The sequence below is a fragment of the Paenibacillus gallinarum genome (assembly GCF_014836635.1).
Taxonomy (GTDB): Bacteria; Bacillota; Bacilli; order Paenibacillales; family Paenibacillaceae; genus Paenibacillus; species Paenibacillus gallinarum.
Genome location: NZ_JACSQL010000004.1, coordinates 140,517 through 163,037, shown reverse-complemented (window position 1 = coordinate 163,037; position 22,521 = coordinate 140,517). Strand labels below are relative to the sequence as shown.

At 45.1% G+C, this 22,521-nt stretch carries 12 protein-coding genes; 3 read left to right on the top strand and 9 right to left on the bottom strand.

Annotated elements, in window-relative coordinates; genetic code table 11:
• Positions 1-44 precede the first annotated feature (44 nt).
• The 4 genes from cysW to H9647_RS11730 all read right to left on the bottom strand — a co-directional run bounded on the left by cysW (position 45) and on the right by H9647_RS11730 (position 5,140).
• Positions 45-908, bottom strand: a complete 864-nt coding sequence (cysW, locus tag H9647_RS11745) for a sulfate ABC transporter permease subunit CysW (RefSeq protein WP_191800055.1) — start codon at positions 906-908, stop codon at positions 45-47.
• A 19-nt stretch (positions 909-927) separates the two neighbouring features.
• Positions 928-1,770 carry a sulfate ABC transporter permease subunit CysT gene (gene cysT, locus H9647_RS11740; RefSeq protein WP_191800053.1) on the bottom strand — a complete coding sequence of 281 codons (843 nt, stop codon included), beginning with the start codon at positions 1,768-1,770 and terminating at the stop codon, positions 928-930.
• A gap of 54 nt (positions 1,771-1,824) precedes the next feature.
• The gene (locus tag H9647_RS11735; protein ID WP_191800051.1) at positions 1,825-2,886 is read right to left on the bottom strand and encodes a sulfate ABC transporter substrate-binding protein; all 1,062 of its coding nucleotides are present in this window, start codon (positions 2,884-2,886) and stop codon (positions 1,825-1,827) included.
• Between the two features lie 400 nt (positions 2,887-3,286).
• The gene (locus H9647_RS11730; protein WP_191800342.1) at positions 3,287-5,140 is read right to left on the bottom strand and encodes a rhamnogalacturonan lyase; all 1,854 of its coding nucleotides are present in this window, start codon (positions 5,138-5,140) and stop codon (positions 3,287-3,289) included.
• Positions 5,141-5,413: 273 nt separating this feature from the next.
• Here H9647_RS11730 and H9647_RS11725 point away from each other — a divergent pair, with 273 nt between their 5' ends.
• Positions 5,414-6,376 (top strand): class I SAM-dependent methyltransferase, encoded by a 963-nt coding sequence (locus tag H9647_RS11725; RefSeq protein WP_318245299.1) that lies wholly within the window; start codon positions 5,414-5,416, stop codon positions 6,374-6,376.
• Between the two features lie 51 nt (positions 6,377-6,427).
• Here the strand turns inward: H9647_RS11725 and H9647_RS11720 are convergent, their stop codons facing one another.
• Together H9647_RS11720 and H9647_RS11715 are read right to left on the bottom strand one after the other, a co-directional pair.
• Positions 6,428-13,993 (bottom strand): Ig-like domain-containing protein, encoded by a 7,566-nt coding sequence (locus tag H9647_RS11720; protein WP_191800047.1) that lies wholly within the window; start codon positions 13,991-13,993, stop codon positions 6,428-6,430.
• A 149-nt stretch (positions 13,994-14,142) separates the two neighbouring features.
• Positions 14,143-15,204: a lactonase family protein gene (locus tag H9647_RS11715; protein ID WP_225229240.1), complete on the bottom strand. Its 1,062-nt coding sequence runs from the start codon at positions 15,202-15,204 to the stop codon at positions 14,143-14,145.
• Positions 15,205-15,403: 199 nt separating this feature from the next.
• Between H9647_RS11715 and H9647_RS11710 the strand changes: the two genes are divergently transcribed.
• Both H9647_RS11710 and H9647_RS11705 read left to right on the top strand, forming a co-directional pair.
• Positions 15,404-16,840, top strand: coding sequence for a glycoside hydrolase family 1 protein (locus H9647_RS11710; RefSeq protein ID WP_191800045.1), 1,437 nt, complete (start codon positions 15,404-15,406; stop codon positions 16,838-16,840).
• A 146-nt stretch (positions 16,841-16,986) separates the two neighbouring features.
• Positions 16,987-17,970: a LacI family DNA-binding transcriptional regulator gene (locus tag H9647_RS11705; RefSeq protein WP_191800044.1), complete on the top strand. Its 984-nt coding sequence runs from the start codon at positions 16,987-16,989 to the stop codon at positions 17,968-17,970.
• Positions 17,971-17,979: 9 nt separating this feature from the next.
• On the opposite strand, the gene H9647_RS11700 is transcribed toward H9647_RS11705, so the two are convergent.
• From H9647_RS11700 to H9647_RS11690, 3 genes are all read right to left on the bottom strand, one after another.
• Positions 17,980-18,465, bottom strand: coding sequence for a DUF4188 domain-containing protein (locus tag H9647_RS11700; protein ID WP_191800042.1), 486 nt, complete (start codon positions 18,463-18,465; stop codon positions 17,980-17,982).
• An 8-nt stretch (positions 18,466-18,473) separates the two neighbouring features.
• Entirely contained in the window at positions 18,474-20,438 is a 1,965-nt protein-coding gene (locus tag H9647_RS11695; protein ID WP_191800040.1) for an RNA polymerase sigma factor, read from the bottom strand.
• 64 nt (positions 20,439-20,502) lie between these two features.
• On the bottom strand, positions 20,503-22,515 hold the full coding sequence (locus H9647_RS11690; protein ID WP_191800039.1) for an RNA polymerase sigma factor: 2,013 nt from the start codon (positions 22,513-22,515) through the stop codon (positions 20,503-20,505).
• Between the last annotated feature and the right edge of the window lie 6 nt (positions 22,516-22,521).

Genomic DNA, 22,521 nt, shown 5'->3' with positions numbered 1-22,521 from the left:
CGCCTCCTGTTTATATTAGGCCACTGCCCTCTATGGGATTATGATTAATGTGTACTTTTTCTGCTAAAGAAGCTTTTTAATATGAGCGTTGCCAGAGCCAGCAACAACAACAAAGAGGCTACAGCAAAAGAGGCAGAAAATTGATATTCGTTATACAAAATTTCAACATGAAGAGGCAAGGTGTTCGTCTCTCCCCGGATATGCCCGGATACAACGGATACAGCCCCGAATTCCCCCATTGCCCTGGCATTACATAAAATAACACCGTACAGTAAGCCCCACTTGATGTTAGGCAAAGTAACTGAGAAAAACACTCTCCACCCTTTAGCACCCAGCATCACCGCCGCTTCTTCTTCCTGCGTTCCTTGGTCTTCCATGAGCGGAATAAGCTCTCTTGCTACAAAAGGAAAAGTAATGAATAAGGTAGCTAGAATAATACCGGGTACCGCAAAAATAACTTTCGTATTCATTGCTTCCAGCAAAGGACCAAACCATCCGCTTGCCCCAAATACAAGCACAAACATAAGTCCGCCGACTACAGGTGAGATGGAGAACGGAAGGTCGATTAAGGTAATCAGCAACCCCTTGCCGCGAAAGTGGAATTTCGTAATGAGCCAAGCAGCCATGACCCCAAAAATGGTATTCAGCGGTACGGTAATTGCTGCTACGATTAAGGTAAGTTTCAATGCCGCGAGCGCATCGGGTTCCGTAAGAGCCGCGATAAATACGCCAACTCCTTGTTTTAAAGCTTCCGTGATCACGATAACGAGGGGCAAAATAAGGAGCCAGCCCATCACAAGTACAGCCGCTCCGATCAGTGTCCACTTGACCCAGGTGGCTTCGCTTGCTCCCCGGGATGCTTTTGTCTGTACTTTAGATCCTCTTCCTAAAGGTACGGTTCCTGCCATTATGGATTCCTCCTTTTCTTTATCTGCGGGATGTTTTGCGGCTCCAGCGCTGCAGGGTATTAATTAGAAGCAACAGAACGAAAGATACGAGCAAGAGCAATAAAGCGACGGCTGTAGCTCCGGCATAATCGAATTTTTCCAACTGTGTCATGATGAGCAGTGGAGCGATTTCTGTCTTCATAGGCATGTTTCCCGAAATAAAGACGACCGATCCGTACTCCCCAATCCCTCTTGCAAATGCCAGCGCAAACCCGGTCAGAAGAGGAGGAATCAGTTCAGGCAGAATCACTTTACGAAACGTCAGCCAGCGTCCTGCACCCAGCGTTGCCGCCGCTTCTTCTAAACCGGTATCGAGTTCAGCTAAAACGGGCTGGACGGTTCGAACGACAAACGGAATACCGATAAACATAAGCGCGAGCGTAATGCCCAGCTGAGAAAAAGCAATCTTGATTCCAAGCGGATCAAGAAGGGAACCGATCCAGCCGTTAGGCGAATACAAAGCGGTAAGTGCCACCCCAGCGACTGCCGTAGGCAGCGCAAATGGCAGATCAATAATCGCATCAAATATTTTTTTACCAGGAAACTCATAACGTACTAACACCCATGCAAGCAGCAGACCTAGAAACAAATTCGCAAAAGCAGCAAAACCAGCAGTCATAAAGCTGACTTTAAAAGAGGCCAAAATCCGAGGATTGCTAGCCATATCGAAGAACTTGCCCCATGTAAGACCTGTTGAATTAAACAGAAGTGCAGCCAGTGGAATGAGTACCACGAGGCTTAAGTATAGAACCGTAAAACCCATTGTTATTCCAAAACCAGGGAGAACCCTTACTTTGGAAGTTCCCACTCCACTACTACTCATACCTGTCCATCCCTTCATGCCTCCGGTTTTTTTCCGGTCAGCCGTGCCAAAGCTTTAGCTGCCTGGTGTGTAGATTTGTTCGAAAATACCGCCTTCACTGAAATGTTTCTCCTGTGTTTCTTTCCATGTGCCAAAGACATCCTGAAGTGTGAACAGCTCGATCTCAGGGAATGCATCTTTATACTGTTCGACTACAACATCCAGTGTGGGACGATAGTAATTGTCTGCTGCGATTTTTTGCCCTTCTTCACTGTACAGGTAAGTAAGATAAGCTTCCGCTACTTCTCGTGTACCTTTTTTCTCTACATTCTTATCAACAACAGCAACAGGCGGCTCTGCCAGAATACTGACAGAAGGATAAACGATATCAAATTTGTCTGGTCCCAGTTCTTTTACAGACAACTGAGCTTCATTCTCCCAAGCCAGCAGCACATCTCCAATCTCACGCTCTACAAATGTGGTAGTTGAACCGCGTGCGCCTGTATCAAGAACCGGTGTATGTTTGAACAGTTCAGCTACGAACTCTTTTGCTTTGGTCTCGTCATTATTGTTCTTTTGCAGTGCATAACCCCATGCCGCCAGATAGTTCCATCTTGCGCCGCCGGATGTTTGGGGATTCGGTGTAATCACCTCTGTATCGCCCTTGATCAGATCATCCCAATCTTTAATCCCTTTGGGATTGCCTTTACGCACAAGAAATACAATAGTTGATGTATAAGGAGCACTGTTATGTTCGAATTTCTCCTGCCAGCCTTCTTCAATGAGGCCTTTTTCTTCTATTGCACTGATATCGTATCCGAGGGCAAGGGTAACTACATCGGCATCCAATCCATCAATAACAGAACGGCTCTGCTTCCCTGATCCTCCGTGGGATTGTTTTACCGTCACTTTCTGCCCTTTCTCCTGCTCATAATAAGCGGAAAAAGCTTTGTTATACTGATCATAGAGTTCACGTGTTGGGTCATAAGAAACGTTTAACAATTCAATGGCTCCCGATTTGTTTCCAGCACTTCCACCGCCTGCAGATTGTGTATTATCTACGCCGCAGGCTGCCAGCGAAGCCGTTAATAATAATGCCATACTGATCGTAAGACCTTTGCGTATCCCCTTTTTCATCTAAAATCTCCCCTTCGCCTCAGCTATTAAGTATGAGATATAAAAAATGGAGGAACGAAAGCCTATAGATCAAGGTCAAACCGCCTTAGAATGTACGTGTCTGCCGGATCTATACTGCCTTACGTTCCTCGTCCGTATGGTAGGTTTCGCATTAACATTTATTCCTACCTGTTTAGTATGTTATGTACATTGTAATGAGGCTGAACGCGGCTGTCAAACATTTTTTAACAGTTATAGTCGCTATTTGTTAACCCCTCTCTTTTTTACAAATAATTACACTTTATCCGCTAGATAAAGCGATCAAAGCTCATGGCAAAAAGAAGACCGCATGTATGCGGTCTTCTAAACGAATGCAGATATGATTCACTTCTTCATGATAACAAGATCTGGGTTGCCTGACTTAAGGAGCTGCCGTCAATCGTATATTCGGTGTTGGAGGAGTATTCATCCCTGTGCCGAGATAAAAACTAGTATGAGGCGGCTGATTGTAGGCCACATTTTGCCATGCGATGCCAAGACGATATACAGGATCATGCATCAGCGTATAAATCCTGGTTTCTGTTAGAGCGGTGGTTGTATAGATTCGGAGTGCAGAACTGTCGGTTGTCCGCCACACGGCTTCTTCCCGCCAGTCTCCGAGTAGATCTGCTTGCAGTGCTGGTGTAGCTTTCGTGCTATTATTACTGGCCGCCCCCGATGCAGTGAGCAGATTTGTTACTGTAGAAGTATCATAATTCCATTTATCGATCCGGTTATTATCTAACAATTCACGACTGAGATCTCCATCCCACCAGATCCCAAAATTCGTAGAAGGCAGTTTGCTGCTGATCAGCTGTCCTTTTGCAGTATACATGGATCCTGCAGCCCATACCTCTGCCCCTTTATATCTTGGATCGACATCTGCAGCCATTCCTCGTCCGATATCAGCACTTGTCGGGATTCCCCAGATTAACGCGCCTGTTCTCGCATCACGAAATTCAATCCCGGCTGTAGCAGAAGGGGTCTCATGTACCTGGAATACTTCCATTCCAGCACGATCTGGATCCAGGTCGCTAAAATGCATGGCATCGCCATGTCCAAGCTTCGTCGTATAGAGTCCCGTTCCATTATCATCCACGGCCATTGCACCATAGATAATCTCGTCTTTTCCATCATTATCGACGTCTCCTACACTAAGACTATGATTCCCTTGCCCTGCATACGCACTGTTGCCTGAAGTATTTGTATCAAAAGTCCAGCGTTTCGTTAATTGCCCATTACGATAATCATAGGCAACCAGGACAGAACGGGTATAGTAACCGCGAGCCATAACGAGACTTGGTCTCTCCCCGTCAAGATAGGCAATTCCCGCCAAGAAGCGATCAACCCGGTTTCCATAGTTATCTCCCCAGCTGCTTACTGTACCTCGAGGAGGGTCATAGTTTACTGTTGTTAGAACCTTTCCCGTCAGTCCATTAAAGATCGTTAGGTACTCAGGTCCGGTCAAAATGTACCCGCTGCTATTACGATAATCTTTCGTTCCATCGCCAATCACAGCACCGGTACCATCTTTGCTGCCGTCCGCTGTTTTCATGGCAACCTCTGCTTTTCCATCCCCGTCCAAATCGTATACCATGAACTGAGTGTAATGCGCACCTGCCCGAATATTTTTGCCAAGTCCAATCCGCCATAAACGGGTTCCATCCAGCTTATAAGCATCAATGAACACTTCCCCTGTATAACCGCTTTGGGAATTATCTTTGGAGTTAGAAGGGTCCCACTTCACAATAAGCTCATATGTACCGTCCCCATCTAGATCCCCTGCACTCGCATCGTTTGCGCTATACGTATAACTTACACCGTCTGGTGTTGTTCCGGCTGCCGGTTTACTCAGCGGAACCGATAAATAATTCGCTCCCCATACGCTTACGGCAGAAGAAGCAGCTTGCTCCGCTCCATTAACGACAGCCCTAACTGTATACTTTGAACTGGTTGTACCTGCGGCATCCTGAAGATTCGTACTGTTCATAATCGGTGTTGCATTCACCTTCACACCATCTCGGTAAACATTAAACGTTACGCCAGATCCTTCTGTGCCAAGTAACCTCCAGCTCACAAATACCCCCGTATCTGTCTTTACTGCAACTACACCTCGGTCCAGGTATTCCATCTGTCTTGGATTTGCGGCATGAGCTTGTCCAGAAAAGCCACCTGCTGAATAACATATCGCTGCTGCTAAAATGCAAATCCCTAATTTCCGTACACCTTTTCTCATTTTCCTGTTCACTACGTATCCCTCCAAGGCTTATTAGGATTGTGGTAACAATATCAATGAATGTAAGCGCTTTATATTGTGGTTCATATTATATTCTAATCTAATTATTCCTTATATAGGTCTCTCTCCTTAATTTAATGACACTTTCTGCTGTGAGATGGAAATACGGAAAATAAAATACCTGCTCGTAAGAATGGGTCGTTTGTCTGGATGAATGCTTATACATCGGCGGCACTTCCCGAATACAGCTATAAGAGGTAGTGCTTGGAGGCAGTGTATGGATACAGTGAGGGGGACGAAGAAAGAAGGTTTATTATGAGAATTGATCTAGGTTGCGGCAATCGTAAATTGCCTGGATGTATAGGTATTGACCGCTTTCCTTACGATGCGGTGGATATCATACATGATATGAACGAGCCTCTGCCGTTCGAAGACAATTCGGTCAGCTATATCATGGCTTCCCATAGTTTACAGTATGTTCATCATTTACAGCCTGTTCTTGAAGAGATATATCGTGTATGTAAACATGGTGCTATTGTATGCATTATAGCGCCTTATGCGCATGTGACAGCACACATGACAAACCCTCATTTCAAACAATTTTTCAACGAGCATTCTCCTCGTTACTGGACGCAGGACCCTCATTATTATGTAGATCAGGAAGAGTATCTCTTTCGTCAAGATACATCTTGGTCCCTTGCCGAAGCGGAGCAGGAGATCAGGATGGACTTTCGGCTATTACACCTGGAGTTTTTTTATTTCCCCATCTACAGCGCGTACGATCCTCTGGAGCTCAGTCTGTTAAGACAAAGCCAGCTTAATGTGGCCTACCAAATCATGTACCAGCTTGTTGTTATTAAAGAAGACATCTCCCCCGAAGGGCTTACCTATCTAAGACAAAGAAGTTGGGAGGAGCCGGAGTATGTAAACGAGCAGCGTTTATCTTTTCAAAATGAGCGTGAGATTGAAAAAATTTATTATACGGAACATCTTTCCATGCTCGGCTCTCAGGATGCGGAATCTTCTCAATCTGAAGCAAAACAGACTACTCCGGTGGAACCGTCTTCCCCTTCCTCATCTAAGCCGAATTCCATAAGCGTTCCGAACGCAAGAAAGCCCGCTAGGAAACCAAAAAGAATACAAAAAAACAAATCTGTCCCCCTCCTTCGTTCCAAAAAGAACCCCATAAAAAAGAGGAAGACAAATCCAAAAAAGAAACCCGGAAGGTCTCCATAATCGAGGCTCTTCCGGGTTCCTATTTTATCAACATCCGAATGAAATCTTCTTCTATTCTTCCCCTTCCGGATAGACAAATACATTAACAATGACCGTATAAATGTCTTCCTGCGCATCCGTTACTATAAATGTGAATTGATCTGGGCCTGTAAAGTCAGGATCAGGAAAATAGGTATACGTTCCATTTGCATTGAGTACAAGTCTTCCATTGTTCGGGTTATCTATGATCTGTGCTGTAACAATAAGACCGAGACCAATCGTATTTAAATTTCCTGAAAGCGGTCGGTTTTCTTCCGTACGAAGCTGAAGGGTTAAGGTGCTGCTTCTCGGTGTCACTCTCACGGAAACAAGGAATAAAGTAATCGTACCTGCCAGGTCCGTAAATTGTATCGTAAATTCATCTATTCCGGTAAATCCGGCATCCGGTGTATAAACAAAAGTACCATCCGGTCGTAATTCTACTCTTCCCCGTGAAGGACCGCTCCGCAAAATATAATTCCCCTGACCCGCTGGCAGCGCATCTCTTACAGGGGTTCCTACTGTCGTAGTAAGCTGAATACTCACGGAGTTTGGATTGCCTGAAGGATATACAACAACACTGACGACGGACAGAGCACTGAGTCCTAGGCTGTCACTGACCCTCACACTAAACGTATCCGTTCCTGTAAAACCTGCGTTTGGAATATAAGTAAAGCTTCCATCTGGATTTAGCTCTACCGATCCTGAATTCGGGAGACCTGCAAGCTGATAAATCAGCGGAAGTCCTGCCGGATCACTCGCAAGGATCGTTCCAGATACCGGCTGATCTTGCGTTGTTCCAATACCGATGTCGGTTGTGATCGGCCCATCTACCGGTCCGGAAGCACTCACCTCAGCGGTGACAGGAATCGATACCGATTCTCCTACGCTGTTTATTGCAATGATTGTAAAACGATCTGTACCTGTAAAATCAGGATTTGGCGTATACGTAAAGGTACCATCTGGATTTACAACCACCGTACCGAACTCAGGAAGAGTTCCTAGTGAATAGATAAGTGCAAGACCATTCGGATCCGTCGCGATCGCAGCTCCATTCACCGCCTGCCCTTGAACCGTAGCTACCCTTACCGGATTAGCAAAAGGGATATCATCTTCTACCGTTACTGTCACGGTAGAAATCACATTTTGACCGTATAAGTCGGTAACAATGACACTAAATTGATCTGCTCCAATAAATCCTGGATTTGGGGTATACGTAAACGTACCGTCAGGGTTTATAACGACGGTTCCGTTTGCCGGCAATAACGTATAGAGCGTAAAGATCAGAACTCCATCTGGGGCGCTCGCTGTTACTATTCCGTCTACTGGAGTATTGATAAGGGTAGAAAGTGAGACATCTGGTGCAATCGGCGTTCCGGTAATGACCTGAATGGTCACAATGATATTGGAGGATGCACCGAATGCATTCGTAGCAATAACCGTGAATCTATCGGTACCCACAAAAGTTGGACCTGGTGTATACGTGAAACTTCCATCTGGATTCACCGTAACTACACCTTGCTCAGGCGGTATGCTCAAAGTAAAAGTAACTGCCGAGCCTTCAGGGTCCACTGCAGTTAACACAGCACTGATTGGATTACCTGCAAATGTCGTAAATGTAACGTCATTTACGATTGGTGGAAGAATAGGAATATTGATGGTCACCGTGGAAACAGCAGTTCCTCCATTTCCATCACTCACCCATACCGTAAAAGAATCCGTCCCTGCAAAGCCTACGTTCGGAGTATACGTAAAACTTCCATCTGGATTCAGCAGGGTCGTTCCACTCGTCGGAGAAGAACCCAGGAGATAGATGAGCGGATCTCCATCGGGATCGGACGCAATAATCTGTCCATTAACCGGCGTATTTGGACCTGTTGAAATCACCTGATCCTCTGTAACCGGAGGCCGACCAGTCACTTGAATGGTCACCGGAGCTATCGCTGTTCCTCCGCTTCCATCACTAACTAAAATGGTGAACGAGTCACTGCCTACAAATCCCGGATTCGGTGTATACGTAAACGTACCGTCTGGATTCACGATCGCTGTTCCACTCGTCGGAGGTGAATTGATCGTAAAGGTAAGCGGATCTCCATCTGGATCGGTTGCAGATATGGCTCCAGATACGGGAATGTTCTCACTCGTCGATACATTAGCACCTGTAGCCGTCGGCGGTAGATTGACTATCGTTAGCGTTATTGTACCTACACCTATCCCCCCTGCAGAGTTAGCACTCTGTACGGTGAAGCTATCAAGTCCGCTGTATCCGGGATTTGGAGTGTAAGTGAATGTACCATCTGGATTTACTACTACCGTTCCGTTAACAGGTGGAGATTGTAAAGAATAAATGAGCGGCAGCCCATTTGGATCAACAGCAACGATTTGACCAGATATCGGTACATTTACTCCTGTCGTAAGGTTCTGACTTTGCACTGCAGGAGGACTCGCATTCACGTTTACCGTAACTGCGGCTACTGCAGTTCCTCCTCTTCCGTCGCTGACCGTTACAGTGAAGAAGTCGGTTCCATAGAACCCGCCCGCAGGTGTGTACGTGAACGTTCCATCCGGGTTCAAGATCAAGGTTCCATTCGTAGGAGGCGTCTGTACTGTATACGTGAGCGGGTCTCCATCGGGATCCGTTGCAATGACTGCTCCTGTTACCGGTATTGGCTGTACTGTGGATACGATTGAGTTTTGAGTAAGTGGCGGCTGATTAACTACTTGAACATTGACCGTTGATACTGCCGTTCCTCCTTTTCCATCACTCACGAGTATGGTAAAAGCATCCGGACCTACAAAACCTGGATTTGGTGTATACGTAAAGGTTCCATCCGGATTCACTACTGCCGTACCATTTACCGGCGGTAATAAAAGACTAAACGTAAGCAGATCACCTTCTGGATCGGTTGCTGTCACTTGCCCTGATACCGATAAATTAATAGACGTCGAAATACTTACATCGGACGTTACCGGCGGGAGATCTGTTACGTTAACAGTAGCCGTCGCTATTGCTGTTCCACCTAGGCCATCGCTAATGAGTACAGTGAAACTATCTGGACCTACATAACCTTGATTCGGTGTATAAGTGAACGTTCCATCTGGATTTACGGTGACAGCTCCGTTTGCCGGAGGTGTGAGTAAACTAAATGTAAGTGGGTCACCCTCTGGGTCTGTTGCCGTCACAGCTCCAGCTACTGGTGTATTTTGAGTAGTAAACACATTCGTTCCTACCGCTATAGGCGGGCTGTTCGTGACATCAATCTGGACGGTTGCTATCGCCGTTCCGCCTTTTCCATCATCGACTAACACGGTGAAACTGTCTCTTCCTACATAGCCCGCATTTGGCGTATAAGTGAACGCTCCATCTGGATTCACAACCGCTGTGCCAAAAGCAGGGGCAGCATTCAGCGTATACATAAGCGGATCACCATCGGGATCGGTTGCCGTCACAGCACCAGATACAGGGACACCGTTCGGTGTAGCAAGGAGTAGATCCTGGGCTACAGGAGGCTGATCAATAATGTTAACTGTAACTACAGAAGTTGCCGTGCCTCCTCTTCCGTCACTAACCAGTACAGAGAAAGTGTCAGTCCCGACGACGCTCGGATTCGGCGTATACGTAAAGGTTCCATCCGGATTTACCAATGCTATACCCAGTGTTGGTGCAATGGCTAATGAGTACGTTAACAGGTTTCCATCCGGGTCCGTAGCTAGAATTTGACCACCAACCGGGGCATTCTGTACGGTGTCAAAAGAATAATTGGGTACCACCGGAGGCTGGTTATCTACGTTAATGGTTACAACCGAAGTGACGAAAACTCCGCTTGTATTTGTAACAAGCACAGAGAAAGTGTCCGTACCAGCAAACCCCGGGTTCGGGGTATACGTAAAGGTTCCATCCGCCGAATTCAAAGCGACAGAGCCATTCGCAGGTCCAGCCGATACCGTATAGGTCAGAGTCTCGCCTTGCGGATCGGTAGCTACCACCTGGCCGGATACTGGAATGTTTGTGTTCGTATCCAGCGTTACATCTGATGTAACAGGCGCAGCAACCGGAACACCCACTTGAACGTTAGAGGTAGCCGTCCCCCCTTTTCCATCACTCACCAATACAGCGAAGTTATCAATTCCGAAGAAATTGAAATTTGGTGTATACGTAAAGGTTCCATCCGGGTTCAGTACAACAACTCCATTACTAGGTGGCACAGATAATATATACGTAAGTGGGTCTCCATCGGGATCCGTTGCCGGAATTTGACCCGCTACCGGTGTGTTAACGTTCGTCGTTATAGCCAAATCCTGTGCTATAGGCGCTTGATCCGCTACCCTGACAATAGCCGTTCCCACGGCCGTTCCGCCCTTCCCATCACTAACAAGAACAGTAAAGGAATCGGTTCCTACAAATCCGGTAGCTGGGGTATACGTAAACGTGCCGTCTGGGTTTACGACTGCTGTCCCATTCGCCGGAAGAGATGAAAGCTGATACGTAAGAGCATCCCCGTCTGGATCCGTTGCAATAATCTGTCCAGATAAGGCTGTATTTTGTACGGTAGAGAAATTTTGCGTTTGTGCCACTGGAGGCTGGTTAACGACGTTAATCATAACCGTAGATACCGCTGTTCCTCCGCGTCCATCAGACACCAGTACAGTAAAAGAATCAGGTCCTGTAAAACCGGTATTCGGCGTATAGGTGAAACTACCATCTGGATTCACTACTGCCGTACCACTTACCGGTGAAGATTGCAACGTATACGTTAATGGATCTCCATTCGGGTCGGTGGCAACAACCTGGCCTGTAGCCATCATATTTTGGATCGTCGAAAGGGAAACATCGCTCGTGGTTGGTGGCTGATTCAGCACATTAATGGTCACATTACCTACCGCTGTGCCTCCAATCCCATCCGATACAAGATACGTAAAAGCGTCCGTTCCCGAGAAATTTGCAACTGGTGTATACGTAAAGGTTCCATCTGCATTAACCACTGCCGTTCCGTTAGTTGGTGCCGAATTCAAACTGTACGTTAATGGATCTCCATTCGGGTCTGTTGCTACAACCTGACCTGATGCCGGTGTATTTCCCGCCGTTGTTAAGGTCAAATTTTGCGGAATAGGTGGTTGGTTGGTTACCTGGATCGTTACAACAGAGATCGCCGTGCCTCCGTTTCCATCACTGACAACCACGTTAAACGTATCGGTACCGACGAATCCGGGATTAGGTGTATACGTAAAAGTACCATCTGGGTTTACGACTGCAGTTCCACTAGCCGGAGCCCCCGTCAAAGCAAATGTAAGTGGGTCACTATTCGGATCCGTAGCGGTTACTTGACCTGATACGGGGATGTTCTCTCCTGTTGCGAGATTAAGATTACTTGTTACAGGCGGTAGATTAACAACCTCAATCGTTACAGTAGATACCGCTGTACCCCCACTAATATCCGTTACAAGCACGGTAAAAGAATCATTGCCTATAAAACCAGGATTCGGAATATACGTAAAGGTTCCATCCGGATTGACTTGTGATGTACCGTTTACAGGAGGAGTGTTTTGTGTAAAGGTGAGCGGATCTCCATCTGGATCACTGGCCGTAACCTGACCTGATGCAGCCACATTCGCAGGTGTTGTAAGATTCACATTCTGCGTAATCGGCGGACGATTGAGTATGTGGATCGTTACAGCCCCTATCGCTGTTCCCCCATTCGGATCGGCAGCGAGGAAAGTGAAGGAATCATTCCCTATATAGTCTGTGTTCGGTATATACTCAAAAGTTCCGTCTGGGTTTATGGTAAGCGTACCGTTTGCCGGAGCCGTGTTCAGACTATAAATTAACCCATCACCATTCGGATCGGTAGCGGTTACTTGACCGCTCAATGGCGTATTCTTACTTGTTGTCACATCGAGGTTATTTGCGATTGGCGGCTGATTTAATACGGTCACTGCCACCGTAGATACAGCAGTTCCTCCAAATCCATCACTTACAAGTACTGTGAATGAATCATTTCCTGCAAATCCAGGATTCGGGGTATACGTATAAGTGCCATTTGTATTTATTAGGGCAGTTCCACTCGTAGGAACGGAATTGAGAGTGAACGACAACGGATCACCATCAGGATCGCTGCCCGTAACTTGGCCGGAAACAGCTGTGTTTCCGTTGGTTACCACGGCATAATTTTGTGTGGTTGGCGGCTGATTGCCGATGGATACGATGTTTCCGTTTGATCGAGAGGTACCTTGAAAGATAGGGCCTCCAGGTAAACTTTGAAAGCTATAAGATATTTCAGCTACATTCGATTGTACTGATCCAGGAGGTCTTGCCACGATTTGTACAGAGTATGCGATCGTAAGCGTCTGTCCTGGGTTTACTGTCCCAAGATTAACACCTGCCACGGGATCTGCACCCGGTTGGTTTACTCCATTCACAAAGAGAGAACCTGGTACAAAACTTCCTGATGAAGGGAAATTATCTTTAAGCAAGACGAGTGAAGCAGCAGCCGTACCCGTATTGCTAACGGTTAATGTGTACTGAACAGCGCTTCCTACAAGGGCAGATGAGGCATTCGAGCTTTTCGTAAATACAAAAAATGGAGCATTCACATCCACCTGCAGTCCAAGCGAATTCACCAGGTAAGCATCTCCCTGGGAAGTAGCCTGAATCACAGCCGTCGTTTGAGAGTTAGTTAGTGAGGATGATACATTTACATTCGTAATATCCCAGCCTTGTCTTGCCCCAATCGTAGCCCCTCCCGGAGGGCTGTTAAGTGTTCCAAACGTTCCCCGAGTATCAAGCAAACCTTGATCATTATTAATCTGCGAGCAGAAAAAGTTATCCACCGGGTTGTTAGGACCGGATATGGGAGCCAGCGCAGCTACGGTAGGTCCGAATCTAAGTTGATCTCCTAAGATCTGTGGATCTCCTTCGCTTGCACTGACCAATAGGCGACCATTCACTGTTCCCGTTACCGGGGTAGCAAATCCGCCAATCGACGTCGTTGTGCTTCCTAGCGCCTGGTTTACGATTTCTGCACCTACATAAAAACTAATATTTCGGGAAGGTAAAAAAGGGCTTGAATAGATAACTGCCAGTGTCCAGCCAGCAAAATTATCATTATTATTTGACGCCGTTACCGTAGCCGGTACTGTACCCGCTGCGTATGTACCTGCCCCTCCTTCCTGCACAAGCGCAGTAACAATGGCTGAATTCACATAGTTGCTACGGATCGGCGCGGTATTTTGTGCGGTTGCCGGGTCAGGGGATACGGCGGTTGTACCGATAGGTGTTGAAAAAGAGATCGGGTTCCCTATAGCACCAAGCACGCTTCCTCCACCTGCATCGTAACAACCTGACCAGATTAATTCAGCGTACAGCACGGATGCACCGCTCGGTATATCAAGAACCGCTCTCGAACCATTCAGTGTATAATTCAGTGTCGTTCCTAATGGAAAGTTTCCAGCTCGAAGTGTCGTATTTAATGTACTAAATGCTCCAATTGAGCCTGTCGTCCCCTGATTATTTTGGTTTGCTACTTTATTAAGCCCGAGTGTATTCCCGGTAAACGTAATCGTTCCATTTGTAGTCACGTTATATCTTAAGATATAAGGCATTGCCGACACACACCTCCGCTAGGATACATACTTGTAGGTCAATATATCGTGCGAATGTTCGTCCTATTCGTAAATCTGTAAAATAGCATATAAAAAAACATAAACTTCACCCTAAAGGCAAAGTTTATGTTTTTCGTAAGACTGCTCTTTTATTTTAATGGCTCAATACAAACGGGTGACTGCAGTTCTAATTCAAATCCTGTTTTCGAGAGCCTGCCTGTATCACGATCTATACGGAAAGAAACGAGATTATTCGTTCCCTGATTGGCAGCAATCAGCAGCCCTCCTTCAAGGAGATTGAAATTGCGCGGGGTTTTTCCTCCTGTAGATACTTGTTCTATGGCTGTAAGTTCTCCCGTTTCCTCATTAATATGGAAAAGAGAAATCGTATCATCCCCTCGATTTGAGGCATATAAGAATCGACCGCAAGGAGATACACGAATATCTGCCCCTGTATTCTCATCTTGCTTCATTTCTCCTCGTGTTGAGATATGATGCGTAATTTGGAATTCCCCGCGATTTTTGTTATAGGTCATGGCTGTAACTGTACTATTCAGCTCATTCACAACATAAGCCAATTTCTCAGACGGATGAATGACGAGATGTCTAGGCCCTGATCCGGCAGGTAATTTTAATTCATAATGGGTCGAGAGCTTGCCATCCTCGTTACGGTAGACAATTAGCTGGTCTAAACCAAGGTCACATACATAAACAAAGTTACCATTAGCACTTGGCAGAATAGAGTGAGCGTGCGGTCCCTCTTGGCGGTCTTTACGGAACCCTTCCCCTACATGCTGAATCTTCGCGCTCATTTCTACCGGGAGACCCGAATCATCTAATCTAAATACATTAACACTTCCGCTCGAATAGTTAGCTACAAAAACATAACGACCTTCTACATCAACAGACACATAACAGGGGTCCGCACCTTCCGTTGATTTCCGGTCTATGAGATGAAGTTGTTTAGTAGAGGCATCGACTTGATAGGTAAACAGTTCCCCTTCTCCTTTTTCACTTACTGCGTACAGTTTCTCACCACTTGGATGCAGTGCTACAAAAGAAGGTTGACCAATGCCGTCCATCTGATTCATCACACGCATTTGACCGGTTTCTTTATTGGCTGCGATAAGAAAAATACTCGGTTCTTCTGCTGTAGAATACGTTCCTGTATAAAATAATACTTCATCAGCTCTTTGCACTTGTTCGTTCATCGTCGATCGCTCCTTTTTATAAAACTAGTCTAGTTACTGTTCTATTAACCATATAAGAGCTATTTCCCCTTAATCCTTGTATATTTCTCAAAAAATTCATGAGATGCATGCTTGCTCTGAAATGCATTTCATAACGTAACCTACTTGTGTACATGCTAGATAACAACAAATGTAACCATATATAAGGAGGCATCATTCAATGATTCATGAGAAACTAAATCCTTTTCCAGAGCATTTTCTATGGGGTTCAGCTTCAGCCGCTTACCAGATTGAAGGCGCTTGGAACGAGGACGGTAAAGGACCTTCCGTATGGGATATTTATACCGAGATTCCTGGAAAAACGTATAAAGGAACGAGTGGAAAAATAGCAGTTGACCACTATCATCGCTATAAGGAAGACGTCGCGCTCATGGCAGAAATGGGTCTTAAAACATATCGTTTTTCGGTCAGCTGGCCACGGATTTATCCGGAAGGAACAGGGAAAGTAAATGAAGCAGGACTTCAGTTTTACGATAATCTAATTAACGAACTGCTGGCTCACGGTATTGAACCTGTTCTTACACTGTATCACTGGGATGTACCGCAAGCTCTTCAAGAAAAATACGGTGCCTGGGAGTCCCGAGAAATTATTGAAGACTTTAACGAATACTGCATCACTCTGTACAAACGATTTGGAGACCGAGTGAAATATTGGGTATCCTTAAATGAACAGAATCACAATACCAACCTTGCCTTTATGCAAGCTTTGCATCCGCCGGGCGTGAGGGATCGCAAACGTTTCTATGAAGCGAACCACATTATGTTTCTTGCCAATGCGAAGGTGATTGACTCGTTCCGTAAATACGTACCTGATGGTAAAATTGGACCGAGTTTTGCCTATACACCTTCCTACCCGGCAACAAGTTCACCCAAAGACATGCTCGCTTTTGAGAATGCAGAAGAATTTACGAGTTACTGGTGGCTGGATGTTTACTGCAGAGGAACGTATCCAAGTATTCCATATCGTCATCTTAAAAGCATGGGACTTGCTCCAACGTTTGAAGAAGGAGATCAAGAGTTACTGCTGAAAGGCAAACCCGATTTTGTTGGCGTAAACTATTACCAGACCATCACGTATGAGCATAACCCGCTGGACGGTGTGTCTTTCGGGAAAATGAACAATACTGGCAAAAAAGGAAGCAATGAAGCAACAGGTATCCCTGGCTTGTATAAAACAGCAGATAATCCTCATGTAGAAAAATCGAATTGGGACTGGGCGATTGATCCCATCGGTCTTCGAATCGGTATGCGCCGGATCACCAGTCGTTATAACCTGCCTATTTTCATTACAGAAAATGGTCTTGGCGAGTTTGATAAACTAGAAGAAGACGGTCAGATTCACGATGCATACCGGATTGCTTACTTAGAATCTCATATTCGTCAGTGTAAAGAAGCGATGATGGATGGTGTCGAGCTCATTGGGTATTGCAGCTGGTCCTTCACCGATCTGTTGAGCTGGCTGAACGGATATCAGAAACGGTACGGTTTTGTATATGTCAATCAGGATGAAGAAGAAGATAAAGACCTGCGCCGCATCAAAAAAGACAGCTTCTACTGGTACCAAGATGTCATTAAAACGAATGGTGAAAATATCTAAGATTCAGGTTCACCTGTTCTTTTCAAAGTCCATTTACAGCCCCTCTCATAGGGGCTTTTTTGGTTTCTTCCTTTTCATGATTATAATGATTATAGAAGAATTCTTTGTTATGTAAAATACTGGATTATTGAAGTGAGGGTCCTCCTATGGCCAATATCAAAGACATTGCCATGCTGGCAGGTGTGTCTGTATCTACTGTCTCCCGTGTACTTAGCGGACATCCCTATGTGAGTGAAGAGAAACGCAGGAGAGTTCAGCAAGTAATAGATCAGCAAGGATACACACCAAATGCCAATGCTGTACATTTAATCAAAGGACAGACGAAAACAATTGGGGTTATTGTGCCGAGCAGCCATTCTTATTTTCATGCCATCCTTTCTGGAATTATGGATGAAGCCTCCGAAGCCGGGTATGGTACGCTGTTATATCAAAGCAGATATGATCGAAACGAGGAAGAACAAGCACTCCATCTGCTTCGCACCAAACAGATCGATGGACTCATTCTCTGCTCTAGATCCCTCTCTGTAGAGAAAATTGCGAGCTACGGAACATATGGTCCGATCGTGACCTGTGAGTATATAGAAGATGAGCGGATCTCTTCTGTATATACGGATCATTATGATGCTTTTATTGCAGGTATGAAACACTTAACCGAACATGGGCACACAGATATCGGATACTGTATCGGCCGCGCACATAGTACAAGCAGCCAGCAGCGGTATAAGGCGTATACTGATGTACTTGCGGAACTAGATGCACCTCTAAACCCGGAGTGGATTTTTGAAGATAGTACGGAAATGAAAGACGGAATTCGTATTGTAGAGAGAATGATGAACATGAAAAAAAGACCCACTGCTCTCCTCATTACAGGTGATGAGGTGGCAGCAGGTGTCATTCTTCAAGCACAAGCAGCAGGACTTCGAATTCCCGAAGATCTGGCGATTGTGGGCTTTGATAACCTTCTGATCTCAGAAGCTTTGAAACTGACAACCATTGATCAACACTTGAAGCGGATTGGCCAGGAAGCTTTTCACGTATTCCATGAGATGAGAAAAGCAGGGCAGACGTCGACGGGCGGAACAATCAAACGTTCGATCCCATTTGAACTTGTTAAGCGATCAAGCGTATAACAAAAAGACCTATTCTTCTTGTGTATCGTTGTGCCGCAGCCGGTCCCTTGCAGCTTGATGCGGATCGGCTGGAATCAAGTTCCCCGCCTTACCAAGTCCAAAGGACGGCATATTAACGTACACATTTTCATATTGTCCTGGCTCAATAAGATAGCTCTCATGGTAAATTCCTACCGCATCTGTCTTACGAGAGAGCTGGTTAAATTCACGCCAGGCTTTTAGATGAATGCCCCCTTCTTTAGCATATCGCTCCATATCGCCAAACGAGCGCCAATACTGGATGACGGTAGGACCACGGGCTGTGAACATGAATTCAGCAGATAAGAATCCCCATTCCTTATTCGTATATAGCTCACGAATCATCCGGCCCATGGCGGTGAATACAGGTAGCCAAGACGGTATCGCCCACAGTTTATTCACCCGCATGCCAATGATAAGAACGGCATATCCTTGTTCCATTTTCGCTGTGTAGCGCCCTCGATTTATTTTTGCCATGGATTTATTTACTCCTTTACGTTATCTGTAGAACCAATGAGTGGGATACTGATTCGCATCGAGTTATTCTCGGTAGTATCTGAATAAGATGTCAAATGAAAGGTTAATGGCTGAACATGGCTAAAATCATTCAGTTTTAAAGAAGTAGTCCTGTCTTCTACACTATACTCATTATCCTGAACAAAATAAGAACTCCCTGCCGCATCTTCATACTGATTGGAAACATGAAAATCTGTTTCTTTCCAGTTTGGAAAATTGACTGTAAAATAACCATCTTCGATCGTGCTTTGATCAATAGATAATTCGGTAGTAATATCTGCTGAATCTTTAGGTGAGGAGACAATCTTGCCCTTGTCTGTATCGATTACTAGAACAGGATCAACATTCGCTAAGGTCTCTTCCATGCTAAGCTGCAGATGATCAAATTCTTCATAATAAATGGATGGAAAGAGAAGATAATCGACTCCCAGTTCAAAGGTTCCATATCCACGGCGGTTATCGTCAGTCCCTGTTTCTAGAACAATGCTATCTATACTGTCGATACTATACCTATTCTCAGGATCTGGTTTCAATCTCACTTGGGTATACTCCGTTGTCATAATCAGCTCAGTTAATTCAAAAGATTGTCCCTCCACAGTGAAGCTATCGCGCAGTATCACATGTTTCGCTTCCTCTTCCGGCAGTTTAGGATAAGGCGTAGAAAGACTATAGGTACGGTTACGTTGATCCTCCTGAGTTTCAATTACGAACTTTATTAGTGCCCCTTCAGTAGACTTCAGCAGAGAGCTATCATTTTTAGTTAATAACATCATCCCTTTCAAGGATGAATCGCTCTCACTTGTAAGGTTTCTAGTTCCTTGAAGATTCCCAATTAAGTCTGTTTCACTTGCATCCATGATTTCTCCCCTTGATATGAAAGGAATATGTTGCAGTTCCCCCTTCTCAAGGGTGTACCAAAATAATTTCTCTCTCCCATAGTTCATGGCTGCATCCAATATGAGACGCACACCGTTATCTGTCTCCATCACCTGACCCAGCTCTACATAGTCACCGTCATCTATTTTTTCCTTGATAAGATTATTTTCCTCTCCTGTCTCCATCATGTAACTCAGATCAGGTACAACAAGTGTTCCTTCCCGATTCAATGCCTCATGGATTTTTTCTGGAGCCCATGGATTGAAAACAAAGAGCATGACAGCAAGAACCGCAATGACCCCACTAATAGACCAACCTACTATATTCGTTGTACGCGTCGGTGGTTTTTCACCCTCCCTTGCATCCTGCAAGCCTTGAAGCACAGCAGATTCCCACTTCCTTTCTGCTAGGTTTAACAGCAGTATTTCTCTCTCTCCTTCAAAATGCTTCCGCAGCAAGGATCGAAGCATATCCTCGCTGTTTTCTCCAATCTCCTTTGCAAGTATCGTCATCGCTTGCTGTAAACGCTGAGTCACGATCTTTTCTCTCTTCCCTATGTATGTTGCAATTTCGGAGCTGTCTTTCTCTGCAAGATAGGTCAGCAGGAACACTTGCCTTACGGAAGTAGGCATGCGATTAATCGCCTGCTCTATTTGCTTCGACTGCTGGCTTATCATCTGTTTCACTGGAAGAGATTCGCTTGGATTCTCATCTGCGACTCTTGACCCTATAGAAGTTGCTCCCATCGAGGTGACTTCCATAGAGGACAAGTTCTGCCGACTCCTCCCTTGCCTTTGCTTGTCTTGTATTAGCAGCGTCTGCACTAAAAGGAGCGGTACATCAATTTCTTGATCTTTATTTTTTCTGCATTCATACCAGACAGCAGCAATTGTATGTCGAAGTAACTGTTCTGCCCCTACATGTTCTCTGGTCAGTGCATAACTTACTTTGTATAATTCAGAGGCTCTGTGCTGTATTAACTCAGCATATGCTGTCATTTCCCCAGTACCTGTTGCATGAGATTGTTGTTCGTCTGATAATTGATGATGTGTATTCAATGTTATATCTCATCACCTTTCTGTATTGTTCATGGTTCATATAATGATTTATTAGCTCATGCCATTACATCTTTACCATTGGAATAATAAGTCGGTTCTGTACATTTGGAAGCTCTTCTTCATTTTGAATCAGTTCGAGTTCATCTGTATTTATCTCATAAAAGCGAAATTGGAGAGGCTGGATATAAGGTACATTCGGAAGTTTGTACAAGATTTCATCTTTCTTCTTGATTGCGCCGTTAATCTGATAGCGATTGCCCTCCCCATCCATAAAGTTTCCGTATATCCCATAACGATCTCTATTCTCTATTGGATAGTGCAGGTAAAGTGTTTCCTCATTTGTCGGTGTTGAAATCCTCATATATTTTGGTAGATTCATATCACTATGTATAACTCCACCTGTGCTCGAATCTATAATAAATGACGCAAAATCCCCCTCATGTTTCTTAAACCCTTCAACTTGGAGGCTAAGCTCCGTGTACTCCTCATAATAGATCGAATCAAAAATAAGATCAGAGCCATAGCTCTCCAGTAATGAATGCGATTTTCTGCTCGTACCTAGAAAGCTCTTATTTACTACATACAGACTTGGCTCTACTAAGCGTTCTACAGCATCATCCGCTTCAGATTGATTTTTTGCTCCCACTGCTTCTACACGTACCCTTGTATTTTGAGTAGACAAAGAAATATATTTGATATAATACTCCTGCTCTTGAATGGTAAAGTGCTCATTCACTTCAATTGTTTTCTTCGGCTTTTCTGGAAAAACAGGATGATCCATCACAAACTCAGCATACCGAAATCTCTCATCATCGGCGTTCGCCGTGATGGTTACTTCTTTCTCAACTGCAAGTAAGTCAGTCGTCGCATTGTTAGATAATGACAAGGTCAGCCTGCCCTGCGTCTTATTTCCTTTTGTTACATATTGGATACCTTCCTCACCGGAATCACCAGATCCAATTATATTTTCGTTAGAGCGATTTCTTATGAGCCCATTATCGAGCAAAGGTGCTTCTGTTCCTCCTACATTTTCAAGCGTATACCATAGAATGAAGCCGGTACTCGTATCCATTGCTCCATCTATAATGAGCCTCAACCCATTGTTTTCTGGCAGCACTTTTCCAATCGGCAAATAATCCTCTTCGTTCAAACGCTTTTCTAAGCCCGGTTCCTGCTTCATTGTACGTTTCCAGTAACTCATATCCGGTGTAACCAAAGTTCCTTCCGCATTCAGCGGCTGATGTAAATCAGCTTGGGAACGACTATCTGTAATCATATAGAATACAGCAGCAGATACGATAAGCAGCAGCATGGCACCAATAAAAGACCATCGGTAGACCCTACGCTTCGAGTGTTGATTGGAACTTCTTTCTTTTCTTGCCTCTCTCAATCCTTGCTGAACAGCAGCTTCTACCTTTCCCGTATGTAGATTAATCTCGATCCGTTCTCGCTCTTCTTCAAAATGCTTCCGCAGCGAGGATGAGTGTATATCCTCACCTTTCTCCCCAAGCTCTCTTGCGATTATCGTCATCGCTTGTTGCAAGTACCGAGTCACAATCTTTTCTGTCTTCCCTATGTATGATGCAATTGTAGACCTGTCTTTCTCTGCTAGATAGGACAGCAGGAACACTTGTCTTACGGAAGTGGGCATGCGATCAATCGACTGCTCTATTAGCTTCGACCGCTGGCTTACCATCTGTTTCACTGGGAGAGATTTGCTTGAGTTCTCTTCAGCATCTCTTGATTCCATAGAATTTGCTCCCATCGAGGTGACTTCCATAGAGGACAAGTTCTGCCGACTCCTGCCTTGCCTTTGCTTGTCTTGTATTAGCAGCGTCTGCACTAAAAGGAGCGGTACATCGATTTCTTGATCTTCGCTCTTCCTGCATTCATACCAACCGGCAGCAATTGTATCCTGAAGCAACTGTTCTGCCCGTGTATTTTCTCTCGTAAGAGCAGAACTAATCCGATATAAATCTACTGTTTTTCGGTCTAGCAGCTCTTCGTACGCCCCGAAATCAGCCTGATTCACAGCTGTCGTTAACTCTTCGTCCTTATATGAATGGTATGGATTCAATATCGA